General features: G+C 43.2%; 25 protein-coding genes and 2 tRNA genes. 19 read left to right on the top strand and 8 right to left on the bottom strand.

The features are described 5' to 3' along the window. The first annotated feature begins 47 nt into the window (after positions 1 to 47). From L1D31_RS16825 to L1D31_RS16800, 6 genes are all read left to right on the top strand, one after another. Positions 48 to 404, top strand: a complete 357-nt coding sequence (locus tag L1D31_RS16825) for a hypothetical protein (RefSeq protein WP_006962936.1) — start codon at positions 48 to 50, stop codon at positions 402 to 404. A gap of 434 nt (positions 405 to 838) precedes the next feature. After that, positions 839 to 2,416, top strand: coding sequence for an alkaline phosphatase (locus tag L1D31_RS16820; protein ID WP_239838222.1), 1,578 nt, complete (start codon positions 839 to 841; stop codon positions 2,414 to 2,416). Between the two features lie 449 nt (positions 2,417 to 2,865). Further along, positions 2,866 to 3,567, top strand: coding sequence for a LuxR family transcriptional regulator (locus tag L1D31_RS16815; RefSeq protein WP_239838221.1), 702 nt, complete (start codon positions 2,866 to 2,868; stop codon positions 3,565 to 3,567). 410 nt (positions 3,568 to 3,977) lie between these two features. Then, a complete protein-coding gene (locus L1D31_RS16810) occupies positions 3,978 to 4,331 on the top strand; it encodes a hypothetical protein (protein WP_239838220.1) in 354 nt (117 codons plus the stop codon). Between the two features lie 54 nt (positions 4,332 to 4,385). After that, positions 4,386 to 5,543: an MFS transporter gene (locus L1D31_RS16805; RefSeq protein WP_239838219.1), complete on the top strand. Its 1,158-nt coding sequence runs from the start codon at positions 4,386 to 4,388 to the stop codon at positions 5,541 to 5,543. A gap of 1 nt (position 5,544) precedes the next feature. After that, positions 5,545 to 5,682, top strand: coding sequence for a hypothetical protein (locus L1D31_RS16800; protein WP_239838218.1), 138 nt, complete (start codon positions 5,545 to 5,547; stop codon positions 5,680 to 5,682). A gap of 45 nt (positions 5,683 to 5,727) precedes the next feature. Here the strand turns inward: L1D31_RS16800 and L1D31_RS16795 are convergent, their stop codons facing one another. Further along, positions 5,728 to 6,177 (bottom strand): YcgN family cysteine cluster protein, encoded by a 450-nt coding sequence (locus L1D31_RS16795; protein WP_239838217.1) that lies wholly within the window; start codon positions 6,175 to 6,177, stop codon positions 5,728 to 5,730. Positions 6,178 to 6,322: 145 nt separating this feature from the next. Next, on the bottom strand, positions 6,323 to 6,730 hold the full coding sequence (locus L1D31_RS16790) for a DUF2850 domain-containing protein (protein WP_239838216.1): 408 nt from the start codon (positions 6,728 to 6,730) through the stop codon (positions 6,323 to 6,325). 288 nt (positions 6,731 to 7,018) lie between these two features. Here L1D31_RS16790 and L1D31_RS16785 point away from each other — a divergent pair, with 288 nt between their 5' ends. Then, positions 7,019 to 7,267: a YkgJ family cysteine cluster protein gene (locus L1D31_RS16785; RefSeq protein WP_239838215.1), complete on the top strand. Its 249-nt coding sequence runs from the start codon at positions 7,019 to 7,021 to the stop codon at positions 7,265 to 7,267. A gap of 76 nt (positions 7,268 to 7,343) precedes the next feature. Here the strand turns inward: L1D31_RS16785 and L1D31_RS16780 are convergent, their stop codons facing one another. Both L1D31_RS16780 and L1D31_RS16775 read right to left on the bottom strand, forming a co-directional pair. Next, positions 7,344 to 8,315 (bottom strand): lytic murein transglycosylase, encoded by a 972-nt coding sequence (locus L1D31_RS16780; RefSeq protein WP_239838214.1) that lies wholly within the window; start codon positions 8,313 to 8,315, stop codon positions 7,344 to 7,346. Between the two features lie 61 nt (positions 8,316 to 8,376). Then, the gene (locus tag L1D31_RS16775) at positions 8,377 to 8,658 is read right to left on the bottom strand and encodes a YcgL domain-containing protein (protein ID WP_239838213.1); all 282 of its coding nucleotides are present in this window, start codon (positions 8,656 to 8,658) and stop codon (positions 8,377 to 8,379) included. Between the two features lie 161 nt (positions 8,659 to 8,819). Here L1D31_RS16775 and minC point away from each other — a divergent pair, with 161 nt between their 5' ends. From minC to minE, 3 genes are read left to right on the top strand one after another with little or no spacing between them, the layout of a single operon-like run. Next, on the top strand, positions 8,820 to 9,482 hold the full coding sequence (minC, locus tag L1D31_RS16770; protein ID WP_239838276.1) for a septum site-determining protein MinC: 663 nt from the start codon (positions 8,820 to 8,822) through the stop codon (positions 9,480 to 9,482). Positions 9,483 to 9,500: 18 nt separating this feature from the next. Continuing rightward, entirely contained in the window at positions 9,501 to 10,313 is an 813-nt protein-coding gene (minD, locus tag L1D31_RS16765) for a septum site-determining protein MinD (RefSeq protein WP_239838212.1), read from the top strand. Next, the gene (gene minE, locus L1D31_RS16760) at positions 10,314 to 10,577 is read left to right on the top strand and encodes a cell division topological specificity factor MinE (protein ID WP_239838211.1); all 264 of its coding nucleotides are present in this window, start codon (positions 10,314 to 10,316) and stop codon (positions 10,575 to 10,577) included. Between the two features lie 229 nt (positions 10,578 to 10,806). On the opposite strand, the gene adhE is transcribed toward minE, so the two are convergent. After that, a complete protein-coding gene (gene adhE, locus L1D31_RS16755) occupies positions 10,807 to 13,509 on the bottom strand; it encodes a bifunctional acetaldehyde-CoA/alcohol dehydrogenase (RefSeq protein ID WP_239838210.1) in 2,703 nt (900 codons plus the stop codon). 638 nt (positions 13,510 to 14,147) lie between these two features. Here adhE and L1D31_RS16750 point away from each other — a divergent pair. Beyond that, a complete protein-coding gene (locus tag L1D31_RS16750; protein ID WP_239838209.1) occupies positions 14,148 to 14,786 on the top strand; it encodes a YchE family NAAT transporter in 639 nt (212 codons plus the stop codon). A gap of 50 nt (positions 14,787 to 14,836) precedes the next feature. After that, complete coding sequence (locus L1D31_RS16745) at positions 14,837 to 15,676, top strand: ion transporter (RefSeq protein ID WP_239838208.1); 840 nt, start codon at positions 14,837 to 14,839, stop codon at positions 15,674 to 15,676. A gap of 94 nt (positions 15,677 to 15,770) precedes the next feature. Here L1D31_RS16745 and asd read toward each other — a convergent pair whose 3' ends face one another. After that, positions 15,771 to 16,886 carry an aspartate-semialdehyde dehydrogenase gene (gene asd, locus L1D31_RS16740; protein WP_239838207.1) on the bottom strand — a complete coding sequence of 372 codons (1,116 nt, stop codon included), beginning with the start codon at positions 16,884 to 16,886 and terminating at the stop codon, positions 15,771 to 15,773. Positions 16,887 to 17,331: 445 nt separating this feature from the next. On the opposite strand from asd, the gene nhaC reads away from it, so the two are divergent. After that, a complete protein-coding gene (nhaC, locus tag L1D31_RS16735) occupies positions 17,332 to 18,765 on the top strand; it encodes a Na+/H+ antiporter NhaC (protein WP_239838206.1) in 1,434 nt (477 codons plus the stop codon). A 189-nt stretch (positions 18,766 to 18,954) separates the two neighbouring features. Continuing rightward, positions 18,955 to 20,025, top strand: a complete 1,071-nt coding sequence (locus tag L1D31_RS16730; protein WP_239838205.1) for a GH32 C-terminal domain-containing protein — start codon at positions 18,955 to 18,957, stop codon at positions 20,023 to 20,025. A 173-nt stretch (positions 20,026 to 20,198) separates the two neighbouring features. Here the strand turns inward: L1D31_RS16730 and L1D31_RS16725 are convergent, their stop codons facing one another. Together L1D31_RS16725 and yejK are read right to left on the bottom strand one after the other, a co-directional pair. Beyond that, positions 20,199 to 21,422 carry an Hpt domain-containing protein gene (locus L1D31_RS16725; protein ID WP_239838204.1) on the bottom strand — a complete coding sequence of 408 codons (1,224 nt, stop codon included), beginning with the start codon at positions 21,420 to 21,422 and terminating at the stop codon, positions 20,199 to 20,201. Positions 21,423 to 21,541: 119 nt separating this feature from the next. Further along, entirely contained in the window at positions 21,542 to 22,543 is a 1,002-nt protein-coding gene (gene yejK / locus L1D31_RS16720) for a nucleoid-associated protein YejK (RefSeq protein ID WP_239838203.1), read from the bottom strand. 85 nt (positions 22,544 to 22,628) lie between these two features. On the opposite strand from yejK, the gene L1D31_RS16715 reads away from it, so the two are divergent. The 5 genes from L1D31_RS16715 to L1D31_RS16695 all read left to right on the top strand — a co-directional run bounded on the left by L1D31_RS16715 (position 22,629) and on the right by L1D31_RS16695 (position 26,026). After that, on the top strand, positions 22,629 to 22,853 hold the full coding sequence (locus L1D31_RS16715) for a YejL family protein (RefSeq protein ID WP_239838202.1): 225 nt from the start codon (positions 22,629 to 22,631) through the stop codon (positions 22,851 to 22,853). A gap of 27 nt (positions 22,854 to 22,880) precedes the next feature. Continuing rightward, positions 22,881 to 24,689 carry a DUF3413 domain-containing protein gene (locus L1D31_RS16710; RefSeq protein ID WP_239838201.1) on the top strand — a complete coding sequence of 603 codons (1,809 nt, stop codon included), beginning with the start codon at positions 22,881 to 22,883 and terminating at the stop codon, positions 24,687 to 24,689. A 53-nt stretch (positions 24,690 to 24,742) separates the two neighbouring features. Continuing rightward, positions 24,743 to 24,819 (top strand) — tRNA-Pro (locus L1D31_RS16705). A gap of 208 nt (positions 24,820 to 25,027) precedes the next feature. After that, on the top strand, positions 25,028 to 25,777 hold the full coding sequence (locus L1D31_RS16700; protein WP_239838200.1) for an antibiotic biosynthesis monooxygenase: 750 nt from the start codon (positions 25,028 to 25,030) through the stop codon (positions 25,775 to 25,777). A 158-nt stretch (positions 25,778 to 25,935) separates the two neighbouring features. Next, positions 25,936 to 26,026 (top strand) — tRNA-Ser (locus L1D31_RS16695). The last annotated feature ends 14 nt before the right edge of the window (positions 26,027 to 26,040 follow it).

Raw genomic sequence — 26,040 nt, 5'->3', positions numbered from 1 at the left:
TACTCATTGGTCGATATATTCCATGAGGATGATGTAAGGAGATCGCTATGACACCAGTAGGAATGGAGCCAGCGAAGCTGACACCAGCCCAGCAGGTCAAGCCTCAAGCGAACCAAAGTGAGCCAAATAATGGCCCAGCGCCACTAAAAGTGGAGCAAAACAAAGTCACGCTTTCTGATGAAGGAAAAGCGTTGCTTGCCGCTTTACAGGAAATTGATAAAGAAGCCAAAGCCGCTGAAAAAGCAGATAAAACGGTCGGCGATAAAGTTGAATCCTTCACGCATGGAGCGTTAGGTATTGATAAGCCTGACGAAATCAAAGAAGAAGATGACGGTGCTTATTCTGCGGGGCAATATCTTTCCGCTGCGGCAACAGTAGGCGGAATACTTCTGGCGCTGATATAGATTTATTTCGACCTATTGCGACTTCCTATTAAGACAAATGCTTGTCAAAACAAGCATTGTATTTTTCTGCCCTGCTTCTGGCCCCCTACCCGACTTGGCGACTGATTTATAATGACTAATGAGGCTCGTCCTGACTCATAACAAGCAGCCCTTTTTAGTTTGCCCCGTATCTTCTTGTCTTTTAACAAGCTCCTGTGTAAAAGCTGAATTCAACACTTTAACCATACAGAGGTTGTAGAGTTCACCACACTCATAGTAGACGCTACCGTCTTAGCCTTCCCTATCATCTGATAACCTCTACCATGAGGTGTTTTTGTGTCATCAAGCACAAAATACAATGACCGAGGTTATTTTATAAATTACATCATTGATGAAATAAATATGAAATGTAACAGTGATTTAATCGGGACGCTTTTACAAATAAGGACAATTCGATGAAGCACTTAACCAAACCTCTTGTCGCGGCAGTCGCGACTTCTGCGCTCTCTTTTAACGCTCTTTCGGCAGAAATTAAAAACGTTATCCTAATGATTGGCGACGGAATGGGCCCACAGCAGGTTGGCCTGCTTGAAACCTACGCGAACAAAGCTCCCAACTCTATTTATCAAGGCCAACCAACGGCATTATTTAAACTTGCTCAGGAAGGCGTGATTGGCTCCTCTCTGACTCACCCGGAAGATGCGATTGTTGTGGATTCAGCTTGCTCCGCAACTATGTTATCAACGGGTATTTATACAGGCTCTGAAGTGATCGGTATTGACTCTCAAGGCAACCATGTTCAGACCGTACTGGAAAAAGCCAAAAGCATGGGCAAAGCCACCGGTTTGGTTTCAGATACACGTCTGACCCATGCAACTCCAGCCGCCTTTGCCGCACATCAACCTCACCGTTCGTTAGAGAATGACATCGCATCTGACATGTTAGATACTGGCGTCGACGTAATGTTATCAGGCGGGCTTCGCCACTGGATTCCACAGTCAACCAACGAAAAAGGTGAAACATACAATCAACTGAAGACTCTGACTCAGGGCGATGTTTATCTTAAATCTAAACGTAAAGATGAACGTAACCTCCTTAATGAAGCTCAGCAAGACGGGTATCAATTGGCGTTTAACCGTGAAATGATGTCTAAAGTGCAAGGCAACAAACTACTTGGCCTGTTCTCCTACTCTGGTATGAACGACGGCATTGCTTATAGCGTGAGTAAAAATGATCCAGAGCGCACCCAACCAAGCCTCAAAGAAATGACGGATAAAGCGCTGGATATCCTTTCGAAGGACGAAGACGGCTTCTTCCTCATGGTTGAAGGCGGCCAAATTGACTGGGCGGGACACAGTAATGATGCCGACACCATGCTGCATGAGATGATCAAATTTGATGAAGCCGTCAATACCGTTTATCAATGGGCGCAAGGCCGTGAAGATACCATTGTGATTGTCACTGCTGACCATGAAACGGGATCCTTTGGCTTCAGCTACTCCTCTCAGGATCTGCCAAAACCTGAGCAACGTGATGGCAAAGCTTTTGCCGAGCGTAGTTACGCCCCTAACTTTAACTTTGGTGCATTTCAGATCTTAGATGGTCTATACAACCAGAAGAAGAGCTATTACGGCATCGTGAGTGAATTCCAAAAACTCGCAAAAAATCAACAAACTGCAGCTAAATTTGCTGAATTGGTGAACAAGAATACCGAATTCCCAATCACTTCCGGTCAAGCAGCGAATGTTCTGGCCAGCAAACCCAACCCCTATCGTTTAGCAGGGCATAAGTACTTGGCCGCCGAGGAAGTACCAGCAATCAATGATTTCGATGCCTTCTTCCCATATAACGACCGCGGTAACCTGCTTGCACGTGAGCAAGCCACTGGCCAAAATATCGTATGGGGCACTGGTACGCACACACATACACCAGTGAACGTATTTGCCTGGGGGCCTGCAGAGGCCATTATTCCTGTCTCTAAAATCATGCATCACTCAGAGCTGGGTGAATACATCAAGACGCAGGTAAAATAATCAAGACGAACAAACGCCTCTAGCTAGAGGCGTTCTATACAACTTAAGCGGGCTTTAGTCCGTCAAAGTAAAGATAATTACCTATCAGAGCTATTCCTCCTCATCTAATTCTCAATTCCATGGGGTTGTTCAACATAAAAAGCCACTAGTCATTCCCACTGATGTTAATTTTTTTATTATCAATAACCTTACTCGTCTTTTTCCTATCCACTATATACATTTAAAATTTGTATGCGCTGACACGATTTAAATAATACAGTCTATCACCCCATAAAAGTACAAGTATGGCCTTGACTAATATTTTATTTATTAACGGCGACCACCATTGTATTTTTCGATCATAGCTATTTAATTATAAAGTGATTTTATCTAAAAATAACTTAAACAATATGGCATATAGAGTTATACTGATAAAGATATGGCTAGGATAAAATATATTAGAGTATTAAATGAATTATACTGACTTTGAAATGCTGCTAAGCAGGAAAATGCTAAGAACCATTGCTGAAAAGTTGAACTGCTTTGGTATACATTACTTTTCTTATGTAATTTACTCTAAAAAAGAAATGTCATCGCATGCAATGGTTTCAAACTTTCCAAATTTCTGGTTGGAAAAATATAAGAAAGATAAACTATATAAAGAAGACCCCATAATTAAGCATGCTCGAAAATCAATAGCACCTTTTTCATGGTTTGATGAAAACTCCACTAAATTTGAAGATATTAAAGGAGTAGAGGTTGATTTGAGCAGGAGAAAGGACATGGTGACAGGGTATACTTTCACTTTGCATGATCACCTCAACAACTTTGCCGCATTGACTGTATGTGATATCGAACATGAGACAGAATTTCATAACTTAGTTAAAGCTTGCGAGGACAAATTACAGATGGTACTGATTGATACCCATCAGCAAGTCGTAGCATTACTATCACAACAAGTTCAAAAAGATCTTAAACCGATACACCTCACTGAACGTGAAAGAGAAGTATTGCATTGGGCTTGTATGGGGAAAACATACTCAGAAATATCTATTATCCTTGGTATCAAGCATGTGACCGTAAAGTATCATGTCTCCAACTTGTGTAAGAAGATAAACGCCAATAACATCAAACAAGCCATTCGAAGATACACAGAGCTAGGCCTAATATAGCTGGTAATGAGCGCTCCAATCGCTCAACTTCTCGCTCCATAACTACTCTCCCCTCCTTATTGACTTATTAAACGATAATATTACCTATGATTTATTATTTCCCTGGCAAAAATTCATTTAGGGACAATACCTAAATTAGTACAGACTTTCCCTAATAGGAAAACTTAATATATTGATTTCTTTGTCATCTAAATCTATTTGGTAAAACCCTATAATGACAAATAAAATAATAACATCTTACTTTTTAAAATGACTTTTTTTGTCATTTTATGAATATAAACCATCGTTAGATATATTTTTACTAACCTATCTATAAGGATAGTACCTTCCTGAGTTGTTGTGTTTTATATTGCTCCCTCTCGCCTAGGCATGTGTTCTAGGCTTTTGATTGAAAGATACAGAGGAAGTAAATGAACACACATCAAAGCTTAGAAAGCGAAACCGACTATGGAAAGGCCTCAGAAATAATACTAAAGAATCCTCCATTGACAACACTGATTAGCAGTGAAAGGGGAGATTACAACAGCATGCTAAGTAGGCTGTCACACGCCAGGGTGACCCGCTTTGAAAGTAAATCGCTACAAACCAAAATTAAAACACCCAACGTCGCTTATGAACAACACTCTACATTAATTGTTGATAGTGAGGCTCCAGATATCATCGTACATGAATTGGATTGGGATGATTATGAACGAGAAGATATTCAAACTGTGATGACGAACATATTAGCGCTTTCTCGATCCTTCCATTCCTCTGGGCAGTGAAGTCCTAGTCACCTCCAACCTACTCTAAAAAACTAATGCAATAGGAAAATAAACATGCATTTATCTATATACATATTAAGCCTCAGCATTTTTGCCATGACCACTTCAGAGTTTATGGTTGCGGGTATGTTGCCCTCTATTTCAGATGCTCTGAACGTTAGCGTTCCAATGGCCAGTTTCCTAGTTTCTATTTTTGCAGCAAGCATTGTTGTTGGTGGACCGGTTTTGACCCTGTTGTTATTCAGGTTCAGGCAAAAGTCATCCCTGATATTTTTAATGTTACTGTTTTTTGTCAGTCAGGTTATTGGTGCTGTTGCAGACAACTATTCGACGATGGTTGTGTCTAGAGTCCTTGGAGGCGTAGCTGAATCTGCATTCTTTGGAGTCGCTATTTCTATCGCAGTTGGTATGGTGGATAGTGATAAGCAAGGCCGAGCGGCGTCCATTGTCTTGGCTGGAATAATGATAGCAAGTGTGGTGGGTTTACCCATGGCGACGCAAATCGATCAGAGTTTTGGTTGGCGATTCAGTTTTTGGCTCGTCGCATTACTAACGTTAGCGTGTACTGCCATTGTGATGTTCTCTGTGCCTAACTCCCCTCGCCCAATGAACGTATCAATTAAAGCCGAGCTGGCCACTTTGAAGAATAAGAACCTATGGGCAGCCTATTGCACCAGTGGGTTAATCATTGGCGCGACCTTCTCTGCCTTTACATTCTTTGCACCAATATTCACTCAAGCAACGCGGCTCGACCCATCCATGTTACCCGCTCTATTCGCTTGTTATGGTATTGCAACGGTTATAGGAAACATCATTGTCGGTCGATGGGCTGACAAGTATGCAATGCAAATCATGGTTATCGGCTTGCTGATACTCACGACAACATTAATGCTGATGGCGTTAAACATTACTAACACAACCATCGCAATAGCGTGCGCAATAATTATCGGATTTGTCGGACTGCCGATGAACCCAGCAATGGTCACTCGTGTCATGCGTGTTTCGAACAATGGCGCATTGGTTAACTCTTTACACATGTCTGTGATTAATCTCGGCATAGTCGTAGGTTCATGGTTAAGCGGACTGCTGGTGCAAGCAAAATATGGCTGGAGTGCTCCTTTGTGGTTCGGCGTCGCCTTAGCACTACTAGGCTTAGTTAGCCTACTCCCTTATTTGAAAAACCATTCGTTAGTGTTGGAAATGGAAAAATAGTATGAATACGTCATTTGAAGGCAAATATATATTGATTACAGGAGCGGCTGGTGGCCTTGGTACATATGCGCAGCTTGGAGAAAACTTGCTCTTAGCCTCAAGAAATCAAGCTAAGCTGGATGATTTAGCCACAAGTTAAAAGGTAAGACTTACTGAAAAACCATGATCAACTTCTAAAAGTGCGCTAGTTCTTTTTAGCCCATTCAGGTAAGTTTTGGATGTGGTCCTGCCAGTCCACCACATCAATCTCATACACTACTTTATTGCGTACGCTTTCACCCGCTGCATGCATCGCCGACTTAGACCCTGTGATCAGAGGATGCCATTCAGGAATAGGTTGCTTCTCTGCTAATAAGCGATAAGCACAAGTGTGTGGTAGCCAAGTGAAATCATCGATGTCTTCTCGGGTGAGTTTGGTGCATTCCTCTCCTGATGTGAAGCGATTGGGATAATCTTTGCAGGAACAGGTTTTACTATTTAACCAGCTGCAAGCCACATTGGTGTAATAGATTTCATCCGTATCTTCATCCATGAGCTTATGTAGGCAACATTTCCCACAGCCGTCACATAGGGCTTCCCACTCTTGTTCGGTCATTTGTTCTAGTGATTTACTTTCCCAAAATGGCTGGCTCATAACATTATTTCGTATCGGACAAGGGGAGCGATTTATACCGTTTAGGCGAGTAAAGTTCAAGGGGAATTTTCATGCTGAACGAAGCTGTGATAACAGTAATTTTGGTACTTTCGAAAACGGCTTGTGAAGCCATAATCCAAGGAATTTAGCGGCCTCTCATTGGATGACCTAAAGCGTAAGCTTTTGTAGGTTGTTTGAGATATTTAGCTTTATAGGTGCCATTAAGGTGTACCAAAGTACCTCTTAAGCGATCCAAATGGTAACGCTGTTCACTATTACCTAAATTGAACGCCAGAGTTTCACCATCAAACAAGAAGTGCGTACTAATTAAATCTTCGTTCCAATAGATACCCTCTTCTGCGACGTGAAGTGTGTTTGCAGCATAAGTTGCGACGTTCGACTCTTCCCAGACACCCAGTAATTCTTGGCGCGCCAACTGGTATTCATGATCAACCACTAAGTAGATGCCAACACCCACCATAATCGAACCACAAAACCCAATTACAGAAAGTATTTTACTGGAATGCTTTGCCCAAAAGCTTTTAGTGCTCATTTAACACAACACTCCTAATTATATTTTTCATTCCAAAACGCCAAAAAGCGCTCTCCCTAGCCTCTAAGCTTAGCGGAGTACGTTCAAAACCAACAAATAGTTAAATCAGAGCAAACCATTCAATTTTTCGCTCTCTTCCACTATTCACACAAATATACAGGCGTCCAAATCCACACCGTTATTAAATTGGCTATAGAATTTGCTATAGAAATAACGCATAAGTTTTATACTGCTATACGCGATCTTTTTTGCTACTATCGCGCCCTTATTTTTAATGAGATCGTAAGTATGGAATGCAGATTGGGTTGTGGAGCATGTTGTATCGCACCGAGTATTTCTTCTCCAATTCCTGGTATGCCAAAAGGCAAACCTGCCGGAATACGGTGTGTTCAGCTCAACGAAGACAATTTGTGTAAGTTATTTGGTAAGCCTGAAAGGCCGAAAGTTTGTTATGAATTCAAGCCTTGTCCTATCGTTTGTGGTGACACCAACCAACACGCGCTCGACAACATAACCGAACTTGAAAGACTGACATAAGTTAACGGCTTATTGGCAGATTCAGGCAAAGCATCACAAACAAAAAGGAGCTCCAAAGAGCTCCTTTTCAGGACAATTACAATACGATTCTGTCGGCCAAATGGCTGACAGCCAAAGCGAAATAGTACGAACGGTTCCACTTCATCAATACATTGTAGTTATTGTAAACCAGGTAAACACGGCCATTCGCATCATCTGGGGCTATCAACCAGGCTTTAATATCTTCATCCAGTTTGGGAAGTGGACGCCCATCGTAACGCGTCACACCTAGCTTGCTCCACTCCTGAAGGTATTTTCCTTTTGCCTCACTGCGCCCCTGAATACTGGTATCAAAACCATTTGGCAGTTTAACCTGACGCCCCCAAGTATAAGAGTCGGTCCAACCAGACTGGCTTAAGTAATTGGCCGCCGAAGCGAACACGTCACTTTCGTTGTTCCAAATATCTTTCTTGCCATCACCGTTACCATCCGCAGCATAATTTAGGAAAGAACTCGGCATAAACTGGCATTGCCCCATCGCCCCAGCCCAAGACCCCTTCATGTTTTCAGCTTTGATATGGCCTTCTTCCAGGATAGTTAACGCCGCCATCGCTTCATTACGGAAAAATGCTTCACGGCGACCGTCATAAGCCATGGTCGATAAGGCATCAATGACGCTGTAATTACCGGTAAATTTACCAAAATTACTCTCAACGCCCCAAAGCGCGACAATAAATCGAGGTTGAACGCCGTATTCCTCACCAATACGATCAAGCTCACTTTTATGCTTGGTGTAAAGCTCTTTAGCCTGTTTGACTTTCCAGTCAGGCACCGCTCTCGGAATGTATTCATCCAGTGTGAGTTTTTTTTCTGGTTGGTTACGATCGGCTTTCACGGCCCTTGGTTTATAAGACACATCCTCAAAGGCTGCTGAAATCGTACGCTCAGAAATGCCCTTGGTTCGCGCTTCTTGTTTTAATCCTTCAACGTATTGCTCAAAGCTCAGCTCATTGGCAAAAGCTGAGCTCGCAATCGTTGCACCTAGTATGACTGACAATATTTTTTTCACATTGCCCTCCTTGAGCAACATTATGAGTCGCCAATAACTTCCCTATTATAAAAGAGAGAAGTTATTCTGATTGCTGGCGCGCTTTCTGTTCTTTATATTCGTCTAATAGATTCTTCGGTGGTGGCGGCAACTGAAGGAAAAAACCTTCCTCTTTCATTGATTGTTTCACTTTCTCAATGTCGACTTGAGCCAGTTGGCGTCCATCCAAGTTCACCATCATTACCATGGTAGGTTTGCCAAACATTTGCATTAATGTGTCAGGAACTTGTGAAAAATCATCCTTTTTCGGGATGTATAAGTATGCGCCTTCTTTTTTAGAACTTTTGTAAATTGCACAAAGCATGGGAAGCCTTTTGTCTGTTGAGATTCAGAGAACGTCAATGTTTCGCTATTTTTGAGAGCAAAACACTCAAATGAGTGCAAGATAACTTGCTGTGCTTAATGTGGGAATATAACATGACAACCCTAGTCTCAGGCAACGTCCTTACGAGGTTTCCAAAAAAGATGTCGAGTTCACCGGACCTGAAAGGTAGTAGTTTTACTTTGTCCGTTTTACACCTTTCAAATAACGATGTTGAAAATACTATTCAGTTTCTCAGTGAAAAAGTCGAACAAGCACCGGCTTTTTTTGCTCAAGCCCCTGTTGTCATCAATATTTCAAAAGTTGATGGTGATATTGACTTTACGAGACTAAAACAAGGAATTTCACAGGCGGGTATGATTCCTGTTGGCGTGACAGGGTGTCGTGATAAACGAACTCAGAACATGGCTTCAGATGCTGGTTTCGCCATCATGTCCGCTAGTAAATCTCCGTCTCAGGCGCCGGCTAAATTGGCTCCAACTAAAATCATTCGCACGCCTGTCCGTTCAGGGCAGCAGATTTATGCGAAAGATTGTGATTTGGTAGTGTTAAGCCATGTCAGCGAAGGTGCCGAGGTTATTGCAGATGGTTCTATTCATATTCACGGAACACTTCGTGGTCGCGCGATTGCTGGTGCCAGTGGAAACACAGGTGCGGTGATCATCTGCAATAAGCTCAATGCCGAATTAATGTCGATTGCCGGGCACTATTGGCTTACCGAACAATTTGCTGATGAATTCTGGCAGAAAAAAATTATGTTCAGTTTGGACAATGACTCGCTCAAGTTCGAGTTGTTAACCGTTTAAGATTATAAGGAACACATAATGGCACGCATTATTGTTGTCACGTCAGGTAAAGGTGGTGTAGGTAAAACTACATCTAGTGCCGCAATTGCTTCAGGCTTGGCACTAAAAGGAAAGAAAACCGCAGTTATCGATTTTGATATTGGCCTGCGTAACCTAGATTTAATCATGGGCTGTGAACGCCGAGTTGTGTATGACTTTGTTAACGTCATCAACGGGGAAGCGACGCTGAATCAAGCCATGATCAAAGACAAGCGTACGGATAACCTATTTATCCTACCAGCGTCTCAAACACGTGATAAAGATGCATTAACCAAAGAAGGCGTTCGTCGCGTCTTTGATGAATTAGATGACATGGGTTTTGACTTCATCATCTGTGATTCTCCGGCAGGTATCGAGCAAGGTGCGTTGATGGCGCTATACTTTGCAGATGAAGCGATTGTAACCACAAACCCTGAAGTATCTTCAGTGCGTGATTCGGACCGTATTCTTGGTATTTTGGACTCTAAGTCTCGCCGAGCAGAAGAAGGCCTTGAGCCAGTAAGACAGCACCTACTTCTCACACGTTATAACCCAACACGTGTGACACAAGGTGAGATGCTGAGCGTAGAAGATGTCGAAGAGATCCTACATATCTCACTGCTTGGTGTTATCCCTGAAAGTCAGGCAGTACTCAACGCTTCAAACAAAGGTGTACCGGTGATCTTCGATAACGACACAGATGCGGGGATGGCTTATGACGACACTGTCGAGCGCCTGTTAGGTTCACAAGTGGATTTCCGCTTCTTAACAGAGCAGAAGAAAGGGATCTTCAAACGACTATTCGGAGGCTAAATGTCATTACTTGAGTTTTTCCGCCCGCAGAAAAAAACCTCTGCAAATTTAGCCAAAGAGCGCCTGCAAATTATAGTGGCAGAGCGTCGTAGTCAGGGTGACCCATCACCGTCCTACCTACCACAGCTAAAGGAAGATATCCTTAAAGTGATCGGTAAATACGTTGCCGTAGACCCATCGATGGTTGATCTTTCTTTTGAGCATAAGGACGACGACATTTCGGTACTAGAGCTGAATGTCAAACTTCCAGACGACGAGAAGTAGTTATCATTCACTTCAATGCGTAGGCACGCATACACGACATGTTTCAAAAGCCAATGTTTTTACATTGGCTTTTTTATGCGAGCAAGTTTTATGACTAACCAACTAGTATCAACCTCTTTCCATCTCTATCACAACGAAAAAAGCCCCAACCTTTCGATTGGGGCTTGATCTTTTCCCGATTGTTAGGTTTCGTGCTAGCGAAAACCTATCTCATAACTAACGCTCCTACTTATGCGCTAGCTTTTGCTTTTTTTGACTTTGGTGCAGCTTTCGCGGCAACTTGATCAGCTTTCTTCTTGATGACTGTCGTACCTTCGAAAGTTTCACCTTCAACGAACGCTTTACCATAGTAAGACGCTAGTAGTACTTCTTTCAGCTCAGTGATTAGAGGGTAACGTGGGTTCGCACCTGTACACTGATCATCAAACGCTTCTACAGCTAGTTCATCAAGCTTAGCAACAAAGTCAGCTTCAGCAACACCTGCCGCTTGGATAGACATTGGAATGTCTAGGTTAACTTTTAGTTCATCCAACCATGCTAGTAGACGCTCAATCTTCTGAGCAGTACGGTCACCTTCTTGGCTTAGGCCTAGGTGGTCAGCAACTTCAGCGTAACGACGACGTGCTTGTGGGCGGTCGTACTGAGAGAATGCAGTCTGCTTAGTTGGGTTATCGTTCGCGTTGTAGCGTACTACGTTAGAGATTAGTAGTGCGTTCGCCAGACCGTGTGGTAGGTGGAACTCCGCACCAATCTTGTGCGCCATAGAGTGACAAACACCTAGGAATGCGTTCGCGAATGCAACACCAGCGATAGTTGCTGCGTTGTGTACTTTCTCACGAGCGATTGGGTCGTTTGCACCGTTCGCGTAGCTTGATGGTAGGTACTCTTTAAGCATCTTAAGTGCTTGTAGAGCTTGACCATCTGAGTATTCGTTCGCAAGAACAGATACGTAAGCTTCTAGAGCGTGAGTGACGGCATCGTAACCACCAAATGCTGTTAGAGACTTAGGCATGTTCATCACTAGGTTAGCATCTACGATAGCCATGTTTGGAGTGATTTCGTAGTCAGCTAGTGGGTACTTAGCACCAGTCTTGTCGTCAGTAACAACCGCGAATGGTGTAACTTCTGAACCAGTACCTGAAGTAGTAGTGATACATACAAGCTCAGCTTTTTGACCCATTTTAGGGAACTTGTAGATACGTTTACGGATGTCCATAAAGCGCATTGCAAGTTCTTCGAAGTGCGTGTCTGGGTGCTCGTACATAACCCACATGATTTTCGCAGCATCCATCGGAGAACCACCACCTAACGCGATGATAGTGTCTGGTTGGAAGCTCTTCATTGCTTCAGCACCTTTCTCTACGACAGATAGCGTTGGATCCGCTTCTACATCGAAGAAAGTTTGAACTTCCATGCCTTGAGCTTTAAGCAGGCTAACTACGTCATCCGCGTAACCGTTGTTGAATAGGAAACGGTCAGTTACTAGGAATGCGCGTTTCTTACCTTCTAGGTCGCTCAGTGCGATAGGAAGGCTACCACGACGGAAGTAGATAGACTTAGGTAGTTTGTGCCACAACATGTTTTCAGCTCGCTTCGCTACAGTTTTCTTGTTGATTAGGTGTTTAGGACCTACGTTCTCAGAGATAGAGTTACCACCCCATGAGCCACAACCTAGAGTTAGAGAAGGTGCAACGTTGAAGTTGTACAGGTCACCGATACCACCGTGAGTCGTCGGGATGTTGATTAGGATACGAGCTGTCTTCATCTTGTCACCGAAGTAACGGATGCGGTCTGCGTTAACGTCTTGGTTAGTGTATAGGCCAGACGTGTGACCGATACCACCAATCTCAACCATAGTTACAGCCTGAGCCACTGCGTCTTCGAAGTTGTCAGCGCGGAATAGACCTAGCGTTGGAGATAGTTTCTCGTGAGCAAATGCGTCGTCGTAAGATACTTTACCTAGACCTTCACCAACTAGAACTTTAGTGTCTGCTGGAACTTTAACGCCCGCCATTTCAGCGATTGCTGGCGCTGGCTGACCAACGATTTTCGCGTTTAGTGCACCGTCAATAAGAAGAACTTTACGAACTTTCTCTGCTTCAGCTTTGCTTAGTACGTAAGCTTTGTGAGAAGCGAAACGCTCTTTAACTTCGTCGTAGACTTCATCAACTACGATTGCAGCCTGCTCAGAAGCACATACTACGCCGTTATCGAAAGTCTTAGACATTAGGATAGAAGCTACTGCACGTTTGATGTCAGCTGTTTCGTCGATAACGACAGGAACGTTACCTGCACCTACACCGATTGCTGGCTTACCAGAAGAGTAAGCGGCTTTAACCATGCCTGGACCACCAGTTGCAAGGATAAGAGCGATATCATCGTGCTTCATGAGAGCGTTAGACAGCTCTACAGATGGCTGGTCGATCCAACCGATAATGTCTTTTGGAGCACCTGCTGCGACTGCTGCATCTAAAACAAGTTTAGCTGCGTCGTTAGTCGAGTTCTTCGCACGTGGGTGTGGCGAGAAGATGATACCGTTACGAGTCTTCAGAGAGATAAGAGATTTGAAGATTGCAGTAGAAGTAGGGTTAGTCGTTGGGACGATACCACAGATGATACCTACAGGCTCTGCGATAGTCATAGTACCTAGGTTGTCATCCTCTTCTAGGATGCCACAGGTTTTTTCATCTTTGTATTTGTTGTAGATAAACTCAGAGGCAAAATGGTTCTTGATGACTTTATCTTCAACAATACCCATACCAGATTCTTCAACCGCTTGCTGAGCTAGCGGGATACGAGCTTGGTTAGCTGCAAGAGACGCAGCGCGGAAGATCGCATCTACTTGCTCCTGAGAGAAAGTAGCGAACTCTTCTTGCGCTTTTTTAACGCGAGCAATCATAGCATCTAGTTCAGCCATATTAGTTACAGGCATAGGGATTCTCCTAAAATTAACAAAATATTAAAAACTTTTTAGTAAGAAAACTGTGCTCGTATCGCTATCTAAGTTACCAGTATTTCTTAGTAAATTGCTTTCAGAGCTGATTATATTATTTCAAGTTGTGAAAAAAATTGACCCAGATCAGTTCTGAAAAATTATTTACCTACTTAGTGGTATTAAACTTCAACGATTACACGTAAGCAATTGAAATTAAACAAATAAGTAAAAAACAAAATACTCAGAAAATTTCCAACATTTGTATATCTCAAATATCTAATCGAACACAAACTGTAAAAAAGTTTCATTTATTGACCACGAACTTACATGTGATCCACTAACATTGTGCTACTAAGCTTATAACCTATAGAAAGTGAGGCACTATAACCCCTCTCTGTTTTTATCAAAAATGTGTAAGTGTTAACGTTTGTGTAAGCCAAATGGAAACTTATACACATTGTACGTAACAAAGTGTGTCATCTGTGTTTACGTTTCTGTCAGAAATTAGATTTTCTCAGTAATGAATTCAGATTAGCTTTAGATTTTTTCATTCGTGACTCAGCAAGTTTTCGACTATATTCCGCTTGTCACTCTTGTGATCCTGTTCTGGTCTTTACTTTGTGTAGGCATGCGTAATGCAAACGTTCGAAATTGCGATTTTTTTACAGTTCTTTCTAGGCTTAGTTGCCGCCGTCAACCCTGTCGGCATCATGCCGGTTTTTGTTTCTCTCACTGGTCATATGACGCTGGAAGAAAAACATAAGACGGCCACCACCGCTAATTTGGCTGTTGCCATCATATTAATAGTGTCTTTACTCGCCGGTCAGATGCTGCTGGATATGTTCAGCATTTCACTGGATTCATTCCGTGTCGCAGGTGGCCTGCTACTACTTAGTATCGCTTTCTCAATGATGAGTGGTAAATTAGGTGAGGATAAACAGAACAAACAAGAGAAATCTGAGTATGTCAGCCGTGAACAAATAGGTGTTGTTCCCCTCGCGATGCCATTAATGGCTGGGCCAGGAGCCATCAGCTCAACCATTGTTTATGGCGCACGCTACCCAACCATGTTAGATACTGTCGGTATTATTATAACCGTCAGCTTATTCTGTCTTTGTTCTTGGTTTCTATTCCGCTCAGCACCACTGATTGTACGGTTTTTAGGCCAAACGGGTATTAACGTCATCACACGTATTATGGGGCTTATCTTGGGTGCGCTCGGTATCGAGTTCATTGCCAATGGCCTGCGTAACCTGTTTCCAGGATTAGCCTGATAACAAATAACTCGCTATGATAGAAAGATCTTTTCGTAAGTCTTTCTATCATGTCCAAAGAATCACTGAAAAATCAACTTTATGTCATTATTTTTGGTACCCATACTCGGGCCGGAAAAGCCTTTGACATCGCGTTGATTATTGCCATTATCTCTTCGCTCATTGTTCTGGTTCTGGAGTCAGTACCCACCATTCATGCTAAGTGGGCGACAGAATTACGCTATCTGGAATATACCTTTACCGGCTTATTTACTTTAGAGTACCTACTGCGACTCTACTGCTCGCCAAAGCCAGTGGCTTACGCTAAGAGCTTTTATGGTGTCATCGATTTACTGGCTATACTGCCAACATACCTGACTCTATTCTTCCCTTCTGCTTCATTTATGGGAGTGATTCGCGCCATTCGGGTCTTACGGATTTTTCGCGTACTTAAACTCGTACGCTATCTACAAGAATCGAATATATTACTACGCTCTCTGTTGATGGCACGGAGAAAAATCTTCGTCTTTTTCAGTTCGGTCGCAATCCTAGTAATTATTTTTGGCGCGCTGATATATGTTATCGAAGGCCCTAAAAATGGCTTTACCAGTATTCCCCTAAGTATTTATTGGGCCATTGTCACTATCACGACCGTTGGCTATGGTGATTTGGTCCCACAAACCATTCTCGGTAAAGCGATCGCTTCCATCACTATGCTGATGGGCTACTCAATCATTGCAGTACCAACCGGCATTATCACTGCTGAACTGCATCAAGAGATGAATGCTCATAAAAGCCTAGTCCGCTGCCCAAACTGCTCTCGTTCAGGGCATGATTCAGATGCTATACATTGCAAGCACTGTGGAAGTAAGTTGGCCGACCCTGATCGAAGGATAGTCGCTGAAGATTAGATGTTAGAGCAATGAGAAAGGATTGACGTTCAGCGTCAATCCTTTCTATTTTTACAAAACAAACCCAAAAGCGGGGGTACATTTGCACTAATGATTACGCTTTTTCAGCTAGGATGATTCGCAACGTTCGACGAAGTGGCTCTGCCGCACCCCAAAGAAGTTGGTCTCCGACAGTGAAGGCATTAAGGAAATCATCCCCCATCGCCATTTTACGTAGGCGGCCTACAGGAATCGACAAAGTTCCAGTCACCTTCGCTGGCGTTAACTCTTCTGCTGTAATATCGCGATCATTAGGAATCACTTTCACCCAATCGTTGTGCGTCGCGATCATCTCTTCGATTTCATCCATCGGTACATTTTGCTTAAGTTTGATGGTCAACGCTTGAGAATGACAACGCATCGCACCAATACGAACACAAGTACCATCAATAGGCACCGGCGACTCTTGGAAGCCAAGGATCTTGTTTGCTTCTGCACCCGCTTTCCATTCTTCTTTACTCTGACCATTGTCGCGTTTCACATCGATCCAAGGAATCAAAGAGCCCGCTAGTGGCACACCAAACTTATCAGTCGGGAACGAACCACTACGCATAGTGTCTGCCACCTTCTGATCAATCTCAAGAATGGAGCTTGAAGGATTCGCCAGTTCAGAACTCACGGAATCATTAATGACACCCATTTGCGAGATTAGCTCACGCATGTTTTGCGCCCCAGCACCAGAAGCAGCTTGGTAAGTCATGGCACTAGTCCATTCAACCAAGCCTTTTTCAAACAGGCCACCCAAACCCATCAGCATCAAACTCACGGTACAGTTACCACCAACAAACGTATTGGTTCCGCCATGGATGCCTTGTTGGATCTGAGCCATATTGACAGGATCTAACGTAATGATAGAGTCTTGCGCCATGCGTAGCGTTGATGCAGCATCAATCCAGTAGCCTTTCCAACCCGCTTGACGAAGTGCTGGATACACCTTTTCTGTATAACTTCCGCCTTGACAAGTCACAACGGCATCAAGCTGTTTTAAACTTTCGATGTCAAAAGCATCTTGCAGAAGGCCTGCATCTTTACCTAAGTTTGGAGCAGGGATACCTACCTGAGAAGTGCTGTAAAATACCGGCTCAATAAGATCGAAGTCTTTTTCTTCAACCATGCGTTGCATTAGAACAGAACCCACCATGCCACGCCAACCGACTAAACCTACTCTCATTCTCAACTCTCCGTGTACATTATTTAAAAAGACTTCCACAATCTTTCAATTTTCCCAACAAAATCTCAAGGAAAAATTCCCCTATTCTGTCACTTTTGCATCCTTTTTTTAAATTTCTGCCTCAAATGACTTTTTATCTCTTGTTTGCATATTCATGACTTTTTACAACAATACATTCAATTTACCGCACAACGAAGAAATCTTCGCGCTACAAGTCATTTACAAAAACAATCATTTAAAACCATTATTTTTAACCATTGTTAATATATTTAACTAGCAACAAATACATCAATAGATTTAAATCACATCGGAGTTGTATTTGTTCGAAATATTATTCTGAGTCATGTAAAGTGCTTTGCGTACCCAAATGAGTAAATTATCTCAATATGTTCCACCCCCACACTTGTTGGAGCATATGGCTTATAACACATATAAGAGGCTCTGCATGACGCAACTCACCCCCCGTTTACCAAGCCTGCTGCAAGTTATCGTTGCGCTTGGTTTATTTTTGCTAATGGCTTTTTCATTCACCGCCCAGCTCGACTTACCCATTCAGCTAGCCCTATATATTGGCTGGTTTGTCATTATGGTGCTTGGCATTCGTCTTGGTCACCAATACAAAGACTTAGAAAAAGCAGCACTTAACGGCATTTCTAATGGTCTTGGTGCTGTTTTAATCCTTCTTGCTGTTGGTGCACTCGTGGGGACTTGGATTTCAGGCGGTATTGTCCCAACCATCATTTATTACGGTCTTAAAGCGATTCACCCATCTATCTTCTTACTTGCGACAATGATCATCTGTTCATTGACAGCATTAGCAACGGGAACTTCATGGGGTGCCGCAGGTACAGCGGGTATTGCAATGATGGGCATAGGTCAAGGGCTAGGCGTACCTGCACCAATCACAGCAGGTGCTGTTTTGTCAGGCTGCTACTTTGGTGACAAGATGTCTCCACTGTCAGACTCCGTCATTCTGGCATCATCAATGTCCAATGTTGAAGTGGTTGAACACATTAAAGGAATGCTGCCGATTGCTCTGATCAGCTACATCATCACCGGCATTATGTTTACTGCATTCGGTTTCCACTATGCAGGCAACGTTGATATGACGCAGGTTCAATCAGTTATTGATGCGATGGAGAAACAGTTCTACATCACACCTTATTCGTTTGTCCCTGTAATGATTGTACTTGGTTTGTTGGCAATGCGTATGCCCTCCTTCCCAGTGATCAGTTTTGGATCATTACTGGGTATTATCTGGGCTGTCATGATTCAAGATGTCGACTTCCTTCAAGCATTTAACACCGCATGGGCTCCATTCCACATTGAGTCAGGGGTTGGCTTTATCGATTCGATCTTAAACCGTGGCGGTATGTCTTCTATGCTAGGTTCAGTCGCAGTAATCGTGTTTGGCTTGGGCTTTGGTGGCCTGCTCGATAAAGTTGGTGTACTAGAAACTATCGCTAAACTATTTGAACGCCGCGTACAAAGCCCAGGTTCACTGGCCACCAGCACCATTGGTACCGCTTTCCTAGGCAATGTGTTCGGTTCTGCAATGTATGTATCTCTCATTCTTACCCCAAAAATCTGCGCGAAGAATTATGATCGCCTTGGTTACAAACGTAAGAACCTTTCTAGAAACGCTGAATTCGGTGGAACGTTGACATCCGGTATGGTGCCGTGGAGCGATAACGGTATCTACATGGCCAGTATTTTGGGTGTAGCCACTCTTTCATACGCGCCATTTATGTGGCTAAGCTTCGTGTGTATTTTGGTCACGGTAATCACTTCTTACATGGGTTGGTTTGTCGACAAGTGCGAACCTACTGCCCCAGCAAGTGCAGAAGAAACACCAGAGCTAAGCAAGCAAACCGCTTAAGTGCGTAGTTACAACCCAACTCGGGTTCTATAGACTCGTGCCTCGAAGGCACGAGTCTGCATTATTATCATTGATACCTTTCACTCCCCCCTTCATTTTTCTTGCTCTGTCATAAGCTATCGATGGCGGAATCTCAGCCACTTAAGTACAATTAAAACGCACTGCTTATCTTCAAAGCCTTCCTTCTAAATGGAGCAAAACCGCTTCCCAACCCAAGTCATGGCCGTAATGGATAAAGAAGGCAAGTTCGACAAGAAAGGCGTCGTGGTTGACGTAAATTTTGAGTCTTACACGTCTGAGTTCCGCGATCCAATCTTGGTGGACCGCGACGGCGAATACCACATGCTAATTGGCGCACAAGGCCATGATGAGAAAGGCAAGCTAGCCTACTACCGCGGCAACGCGATTGATGACTACGAGTACGTAGGCAATATCGATGTCGGCTTGAGCGACTTTGGCTTCATGTGGGAGTGCCCGAACTACTATGAGCAAGACGACAACGGCGTTTATATCTTCTCGCCACAAGGTGTGAGCTCAGATAACAAGTACGACCTTAAGAACGTTTTCTCTGTGGTTTACATGGTGGGTGATCGCATCAACTTCGACACTCAAGAGTTCAACAACCAAGGTTATCGCGAACTTGATAAAGGCTTCGACTTCTATGCTCCGCAAACTTATCTAGATAACCAAGGACGCAGAATTCTCATTGGCTGGCTAGGCAACTCAAAGAGTGGGTATCCAACAGACAAAAACAACTGGGCACACATGTTCACACTACCTCGTGAACTAACGATTGACGGTGACTACTTGATCCAAGCACCGTTGAAAGAGCTAGAAGCTCTGCGTGCTAGCACCGAAACCGTCAATGATTGTGCAGAGCTCACCTCACGAGCCTTCGAACTTGAGCTAGAGGTTAACGAAACCTTCTCTGTTAGCTTTGCAAACGCTGCAGGTGAGCGCATGGTATTTAGCGGCAATCGCGAAGAGTTCACATTAGACAGAACGCATGTATCTCATGTTCATGCTGAAGCCTTTGGCACGGTTCGCTACGCCCAGCGTGTAGAACAGGCACAACGCATTCGCATCTTCGTAGATAACTCAGCGATTGAGATTTTTGCAGACAACGGCAAAACCATATTCACGTCGCGCATCTTTATTGACGATTTAAACAGACTGGAGCTTGAGCAAGCGAGCGCAACCTTGCACTGCATGTCTCCAATTGATATGTATAATCAAACTGACCGATGCGACAACGGCTGATTTCAAAAGCATTTGTGAGTAAGTAAATGGTTTACATCAATGATGATGGTGAATAGGGTTTTCGATGTTAATAACATTGAAGAGTATTGAGTCTATATGTCGATAAAGACGTAGCGAATACTTACAATCTTAAACTTTGGGGTGAGTTTTTCATATAACACTCACCCTTATAGTTAACCATTAGCTTCCTGTTGTTTAAGAAACGTCTGAGCTTCAAGAATGGCTTTATCTAAGCGCACTTTAAGCTCATCAAGTAAAACCGCAACAGAATCAATATCCTCTTTAATTGCCTGTTCGACTTTACCGGCTGATTCACGAAGCTTTAAGGCCCCCAAATTTCCCCCAACGCCCTTCAAGCTATGTGCTTTACGTAAGGCTTCATCCGGAGAATCATTCAGCAGTTGTGTGATTCGCTCAGCATCCCCGGTATGATCATCAACGAAAACCTGCAACAACATACACACAGATTCATAGTCATTCCCCAAAGCATCAAGCATGCCATCCAAATCAATTTCTGGCCCATCATTTAACCATGTATTTGCGGCTGTCACAGGCGACGGCTGTGATTCAATAGACTGAACTTCTTCGGGAGAGTTGTCTGCTACTTTCTCGGGACGTTCGACCATTTTCTGAACTCCTGTAAACCGATAAACTATTGATATCATTACTAGTAAGCAAAGCCCACTAAAAACACCACCACCCATGATAAAGTAATGTTGCTGCGATTGATATTGTGCTTCCACTAGGTTGATCTGATTATGGATAGAGTGTGTAATCATTTTTTCAATGACATAACTGCCTTGCGCATATCCTCCCAAAACAGAAGACGTTTGCGATAATAGCATCTGAAGATCTTTCTTTTGCAAGGTAGGCAGAGATTCAGATTCGACATAAAGTTGATCCAACTCTCGGAAAACTTGAGGGTTTGATTTGTTGGAGCTAAATAAAGCTTCCAGAACATTCGCCCCCAAATGATAATAGTACAATTCCAGATTAGGGCTACTCTGGTATTTAGCTCGAACAAATTGGATTTGATCGACTAATGCAATCAGATCAAGCTCGTTATCTAGGAAGACTTTGGTCTGCTCAATAAACCGATCCGTTGTGTAGAGCAATTGATTAATATCGGGTGTCAGCCAATTTTGTTGATATGTTGCTTCAATTTGGAGGCGAAGAGCATAGAGCAATTGCAAGTTGAGAGACTGCCCATCGGTCAGTTCTACACGATAAGCGGGTTCTTGAAAGAGCGAATATTTCAACTCATCAATGCTATTACTCAACTCATTGATCTGGTTCATTGTCATCACGTTGGAGCGATAACTCAGAGTGAACATTGTCATCCCTATCACCCAGACTATTACAACTAGCCAGCACAGCTTAAGCGCTTTGCGTTTCATGTCATGCTCGTGTTTGAATAAATTCCATAATTACAAGCATATACGCAAAGTTTAAGAATAGTAGGGCTAAGTGCATATTTCTTCGACTTAGCCCGACTCTAGATTAAATAATATAGTGGTTAACGATTACGGGTCAGTTGATCACGAAGATTTGGTGGTGTCCCTTTAATAGTTAGAGTATCAGTTTCAGGGTCATAGAAAACGCGCTCACCGAGCAGCAGGCTATCAAAATTAATGTTTAAACCTCCGCCTGCACCAACGTATTTCGTCAGCTTGCGAACTGTCGTTCTATCACCAGGAAAACTGTCTTCCAATTCATAACCCTGCTCTTGGGTATAATCAAGAAAACTGGTGCCATCTTGAGAAGGAGGAAGCTCACCAGAGAGTTCACGGACCTGAACTTCATCGCCGCTCTTGATTTGTTCGTTGCAATAGTCAGCCACTTGCTTTTTATAACTGATGGCTTCGTCTTTCTCTAATTTCGAATCTGTACAGAAATCTTCAACCGCCTGCATCAAAACTTGGTTTTGCTGCTTAGTATCCAGCCCAACTTCAGCTTGCAAGAAATCAAGGAAGAAATCTGCCACCTTACGCCCAACGCGTCCTTTGATATAGGCTAAGTAGCGGTTCGACTCTTTATCTGTCTCATAACTGGTCAGGTCAATACGTGCAGCAATATCCATTTTGCTCAGATCAAGATAGTCCGTGGCACTAATTTCGAGACCTTCTGTTACTTTTAGGCTTTGATTTGAAGGAATAATGGCAACGAATAGATAATCTGTCGCCAGAGACTGATATTCGGCAATCACCAGAATGCCTTCATCTGCAAATGGGTACTTACTTAGCTCATCTTTCAGGCGATTTGCACTTTCTTGTGAGAAATCATAAAAGTTTTTCTCACCCTTACGAAGTTCATGCAACCAGTTTTGAAATTCACTGTCAGACTTGAAAGAACCAAATCCTTTACCTGCTTTAGAATTAAAGACACGATGCAGCTCTGCAACTAGGTTTTCCGTCGATGCGTCATTTTCAAGGGAATTAGCTCGAAAGTTAACAACAAGTTCGTCAGAATCGTTTTTACGTAGCTGGTGTAAGATAACGTTTGAAAGATGAAGACTCATGATGAATTTTTATCGTCGTGTAGGTTTCAGTTGCGAGGCATTGTAGGTTATCATAAGCCGCTTTACTATCACCATTAGAGTCTTTATGCCGATCACATCTAAATACAGCGACGACAAAATTGAAGCAATTCTGTCAGAAGTTGCAGCAGTGCTAGACAAACACGGTGCGGGTCCTGAATTATCTTTGATGATTGCGGGAAATATCGCTACCAATGTCTTAAATCAAAACGTTAATGCTTCACAACGTAAAGCACTTGCTGAAAAATTTGCTCAGGCACTGTTGTCTTCTATTGAAGAAAACACTCACTAGAACAATAAACGGACAATAAAACAGTACATGGTAGATAACGGAAATACATACGGCGAACGCGTATCGCGTTTAGTGGGTTGGGGGCATTGGTTTGCCTTTTTCAACATCATAGCGGCCATGTTAATTGGTACCCGTTATATCACTCAATCTCCTTGGCCCGATACCCTTTTAGGACAGTTTTATCTGGCCGTTTCTTGGGTTGGGCATTTCGGTTTTCTCGTTTTTGCACTCTACCTATTAGTTCTGTTTCCGCTGACTTTCTTGATACCGTCACGCAAGCTGTTTCGCTTGGTGGCGGTTTGCTTTGCTACCGTCGGTTTGACGGTACTTCTGATTGATACTCAGGCCTATCAAAAGATTAACCTTCATCTGACTCCTGTTGTTTGGGAAGTCTTATTTAGCGAAGAAGGCAGCTCCATCAGCATTGATTTGCAACACTTATTTGTCGTGTTGCCACTTATCTTCCTCTTACAGTTAGCATTATCTGAGTGGGTATGGCGTAAGCAACGTCGCCTGTCGCATAAACACGTTGGTCGCCCTATAGCAGCCCTCTTCTTTGTCAGTTTTATAACCAGTCACCTGATATACGTCTGGGCTGATGCTTATTTCTACAATCCTATTACCGCGCAGAAGGCCAATTTCCCTCTATCTTACCCGATGACAGCTAAATCCTTTATGGAACGTCACGGTTTACTGGATAGAGAAGAGTACCTTCAACGCCTGAAAGAAAGCGAAGCTAACTCAGATTTAGTTCGCTACCCTCTTGAGAAACTTGAATTTCATCGAAGAGCAAACCCGCTGAATGTTTTGGTCGTGAGCGTCAATAACTTAAGGGGGGATGTACTAACATCCGATTTGATGCCAAACGCAGCAGAATTTGCTTCCGAGAACCTTAACTTTACTGATCACTATAGCTCTAGTAATGATACTTTCGGTGTATTTGGCTTATTTTATGGCCTACCGAGTAGCTACGTCAGCAGTATCAAAACTCAAGGCTCCCGTCCTATCTTACTTGATACACTCTTGGACAAAGACTATAGCTTTGGTTTGTTCAGCGGTGACAACTTCGATGATAATTTGTACGGTGAAACCGTATTCCGTGGTCTGAACTTTACAGGCATTGCATTTAATGACACCACATCTCCCGATACTCAGGCAATTAACGCGTGGGCGAATTGGGTTGCTCAACAGAAGAAAACCCCTTGGTTCAGCTTTATTGAACTCACCACGGTCGATAATTTCAACGCTTACAATGAAAACTCTGGCAGTCAAAAATCGACCTTAGAAACGCTGAAACAGGGGTATCACACTTCCGTTAGCAACGCCGACCAAGAACTGGGTGTATTGTTTGAGAAGATTAAAGAACTTGATATTGATGAATCAACTATTATCGTTATCACATCTAATCACGGTACCGAGTTCAATGAGACAAGAACGAACAGCTGGGGCTCAAATAGCAACTACAGTCGCTACCAGCTTCAAGTGCCAATGGTTATTCATTGGCCAGGAAAAGTCGCAGGAAAGTACAATCATCGCACCAGCCATTTAGACTTATCAGTGACACTACTCCAAGATTTGCTTGGTGTGTCCTCAAATCCTTCGGATTTTAGTAGCGGTCAAAACTTGTTTGACGAGCGTTCTAGAAAATGGATTCTAGCAGGGGACACAAGGGAACTGGCACTGATCACCAACAAAGACACGACAGTCATCGATAAGTTTGGTAACTACAAATTGTATGACAGTAACTACCAACGCTTGCAAGATGAGAATCCGACATTGCCAGTCCTAATGCAAGGTTTGACTGAGCTGCAACGTTTTTACGTAAAAAGTAACTAAATCATAGCGTTAGTGATTGACCCCATCGAAAATAATGGGTAAATTACAGGTATCGGACTGTAGCGCAGCTTGGTAGCGCACCGTCATGGGGTGTCGGGGGTCGCTGGTTCAAATCCAGTCAGTCCGACCATTACACCTAGAAAAAGAGAGCTTCGGCTCTTTTTTTTGTTTTCACCCTCCCCCGTCCTAAATAAGGTAGACAAAGGCAATCATGCCCCGCCCTTTTGTCCTATTTAATAGAACTATAAGTCCGAATAAGCGCTATTTATCCTAAAAATCAGAAAAGTATACTTTGCTTCAAACCAAACCACTCCAACTCATATGAAGAGGTATACAATATGTTAAAAATCATAAGCCCAATCTCGCGCGTGTGCTCCATTTTCTCTATTTTTGCTATCGCAATGGGCGCTAATGCAGAACCAACCAAGAAAACTCTCAAGAGAGCCAGTGTGATTGAAATTGCAGCACAGAAAGGCCAAAGCACTGAGCTAAGCAATTTTCTTTCCATTGGCGCGCAACTCGTTCAAGAAAACGAACCCGACACTTTGTTCTGGTCGGCACTTCAGAATAAGGATAAAAACACTTTTGTCATATTTGATGCTTTCGGCTCTCAAGCGGCTCAGGACACCCACTTCTCTGGACTTGTTCCTCAAGCGCTTAGTGATAATGCAAAGACCCTCGTACAGGGTGGCTGGTCTGAAGGTGTACTACCCAACATTCATAATGCCGACATTATTGCCTCTAAAGTCAGTAAAAATGCCAATAACTCTGTCAAAATCGCCACTTACATTCCTCTTGCCGCGAAGAGCGGACAAGAGCAAACACTGATTGAATTACTCAGACAAGGCGCCGAAATAGTATCTACTCAAGAGCCCGGTACTCTCCACTGGTTTGCTGTACATTTCGGTGGTAATCAATTCGGTATCGTTGATTTCTTCTCGGATAAATCCGCAGTGGATGCTCACTTTAATGGTGACGTGGCCGCCGCATTGAAGCTAAAGGCAGAGACCCTAGTTGAAGGTGGTTGGGAGCAAGGTGTTCTTGCTGGCATTCAAACCTATCAAGTCATTGAGCTCTTACAACATTGATCAACTCATTACGACCAAATACCTCTGTTATGCGATGTATTAGGTCTAAAAGCACGCACTTGAACTCATTTTCTGCACTAAGTGTTCACAATTAAAGCAATCAGTGAAATTAGGGGTTTACAAGAAAAACCAACCTCTATATCATTCGCGTCAACAAAGGAGAGATGGCTGAGTGGTTGAAAGCACCGGTCTTGAAAACCGGCATACGTTAATAGCGTATCTAGGGTTCAAATCCCTATCTCTCCGCCAATTTAAAAACCCTA

Origin of the sequence: Vibrio sp. Isolate23, assembly GCF_022398095.1 — a bacterium.
Taxonomy (GTDB): Bacteria; Pseudomonadota; Gammaproteobacteria; order Enterobacterales; family Vibrionaceae; genus Vibrio; species Vibrio coralliilyticus_A.
Note: the sequence above shows the minus strand (reverse complement) of the source record. Positions and strands in the feature narration are given on the sequence as shown.

What these genes read in the sequence shown, in the direction of transcription:
- L1D31_RS16785 (WP_239838215.1), top strand. Translation starts at nt 7,019, where the DNA reads ATGGAATGCAGATTGGGTTGTGGAGCATGTTGTATCGCACCGAGTATT.
- L1D31_RS16700 (WP_239838200.1), top strand. Translation starts at nt 25,028, where the DNA reads ATGTTAAAAATCATAAGCCCAATCTCGCGCGTGTGCTCCATTTTCTCT.
- L1D31_RS16825 (WP_006962936.1), top strand. Translation starts at nt 48, where the DNA reads ATGACACCAGTAGGAATGGAGCCAGCGAAGCTGACACCAGCCCAGCAG.
- nhaC (WP_239838206.1), top strand. Translation starts at nt 17,332, where the DNA reads ATGACGCAACTCACCCCCCGTTTACCAAGCCTGCTGCAAGTTATCGTT.
- L1D31_RS16815 (WP_239838221.1), top strand. Translation starts at nt 2,866, where the DNA reads ATGAATTATACTGACTTTGAAATGCTGCTAAGCAGGAAAATGCTAAGA.
- L1D31_RS16710 (WP_239838201.1), top strand. Translation starts at nt 22,881, where the DNA reads ATGGTAGATAACGGAAATACATACGGCGAACGCGTATCGCGTTTAGTG.
- asd (WP_239838207.1), bottom strand. Translation starts at nt 16,886, where the DNA reads ATGAGAGTAGGTTTAGTCGGTTGGCGTGGCATGGTGGGTTCTGTTCTA.
- adhE (WP_239838210.1), bottom strand. Translation starts at nt 13,509, where the DNA reads ATGCCTGTAACTAATATGGCTGAACTAGATGCTATGATTGCTCGCGTT.
- L1D31_RS16775 (WP_239838213.1), bottom strand. Translation starts at nt 8,658, where the DNA reads ATGCTTTGTGCAATTTACAAAAGTTCTAAAAAAGAAGGCGCATACTTA.
- L1D31_RS16810 (WP_239838220.1), top strand. Translation starts at nt 3,978, where the DNA reads ATGAACACACATCAAAGCTTAGAAAGCGAAACCGACTATGGAAAGGCC.
- L1D31_RS16745 (WP_239838208.1), top strand. Translation starts at nt 14,837, where the DNA reads ATGTCCAAAGAATCACTGAAAAATCAACTTTATGTCATTATTTTTGGT.
- L1D31_RS16730 (WP_239838205.1), top strand. Translation starts at nt 18,955, where the DNA reads ATGGAGCAAAACCGCTTCCCAACCCAAGTCATGGCCGTAATGGATAAA.
- L1D31_RS16805 (WP_239838219.1), top strand. Translation starts at nt 4,386, where the DNA reads ATGCATTTATCTATATACATATTAAGCCTCAGCATTTTTGCCATGACC.
- L1D31_RS16790 (WP_239838216.1), bottom strand. Translation starts at nt 6,730, where the DNA reads ATGAGCACTAAAAGCTTTTGGGCAAAGCATTCCAGTAAAATACTTTCT.
- L1D31_RS16750 (WP_239838209.1), top strand. Translation starts at nt 14,148, where the DNA reads ATGCAAACGTTCGAAATTGCGATTTTTTTACAGTTCTTTCTAGGCTTA.
- L1D31_RS16800 (WP_239838218.1), top strand. Translation starts at nt 5,545, where the DNA reads ATGAATACGTCATTTGAAGGCAAATATATATTGATTACAGGAGCGGCT.
- L1D31_RS16725 (WP_239838204.1), bottom strand. Translation starts at nt 21,422, where the DNA reads ATGAAACGCAAAGCGCTTAAGCTGTGCTGGCTAGTTGTAATAGTCTGG.
- minC (WP_239838276.1), top strand. Translation starts at nt 8,820, where the DNA reads ATGTCGAGTTCACCGGACCTGAAAGGTAGTAGTTTTACTTTGTCCGTT.
- L1D31_RS16795 (WP_239838217.1), bottom strand. Translation starts at nt 6,177, where the DNA reads ATGAGCCAGCCATTTTGGGAAAGTAAATCACTAGAACAAATGACCGAA.
- yejK (WP_239838203.1), bottom strand. Translation starts at nt 22,543, where the DNA reads ATGAGTCTTCATCTTTCAAACGTTATCTTACACCAGCTACGTAAAAAC.
- minE (WP_239838211.1), top strand. Translation starts at nt 10,314, where the DNA reads ATGTCATTACTTGAGTTTTTCCGCCCGCAGAAAAAAACCTCTGCAAAT.
- L1D31_RS16820 (WP_239838222.1), top strand. Translation starts at nt 839, where the DNA reads ATGAAGCACTTAACCAAACCTCTTGTCGCGGCAGTCGCGACTTCTGCG.
- L1D31_RS16715 (WP_239838202.1), top strand. Translation starts at nt 22,629, where the DNA reads ATGCCGATCACATCTAAATACAGCGACGACAAAATTGAAGCAATTCTG.
- minD (WP_239838212.1), top strand. Translation starts at nt 9,501, where the DNA reads ATGGCACGCATTATTGTTGTCACGTCAGGTAAAGGTGGTGTAGGTAAA.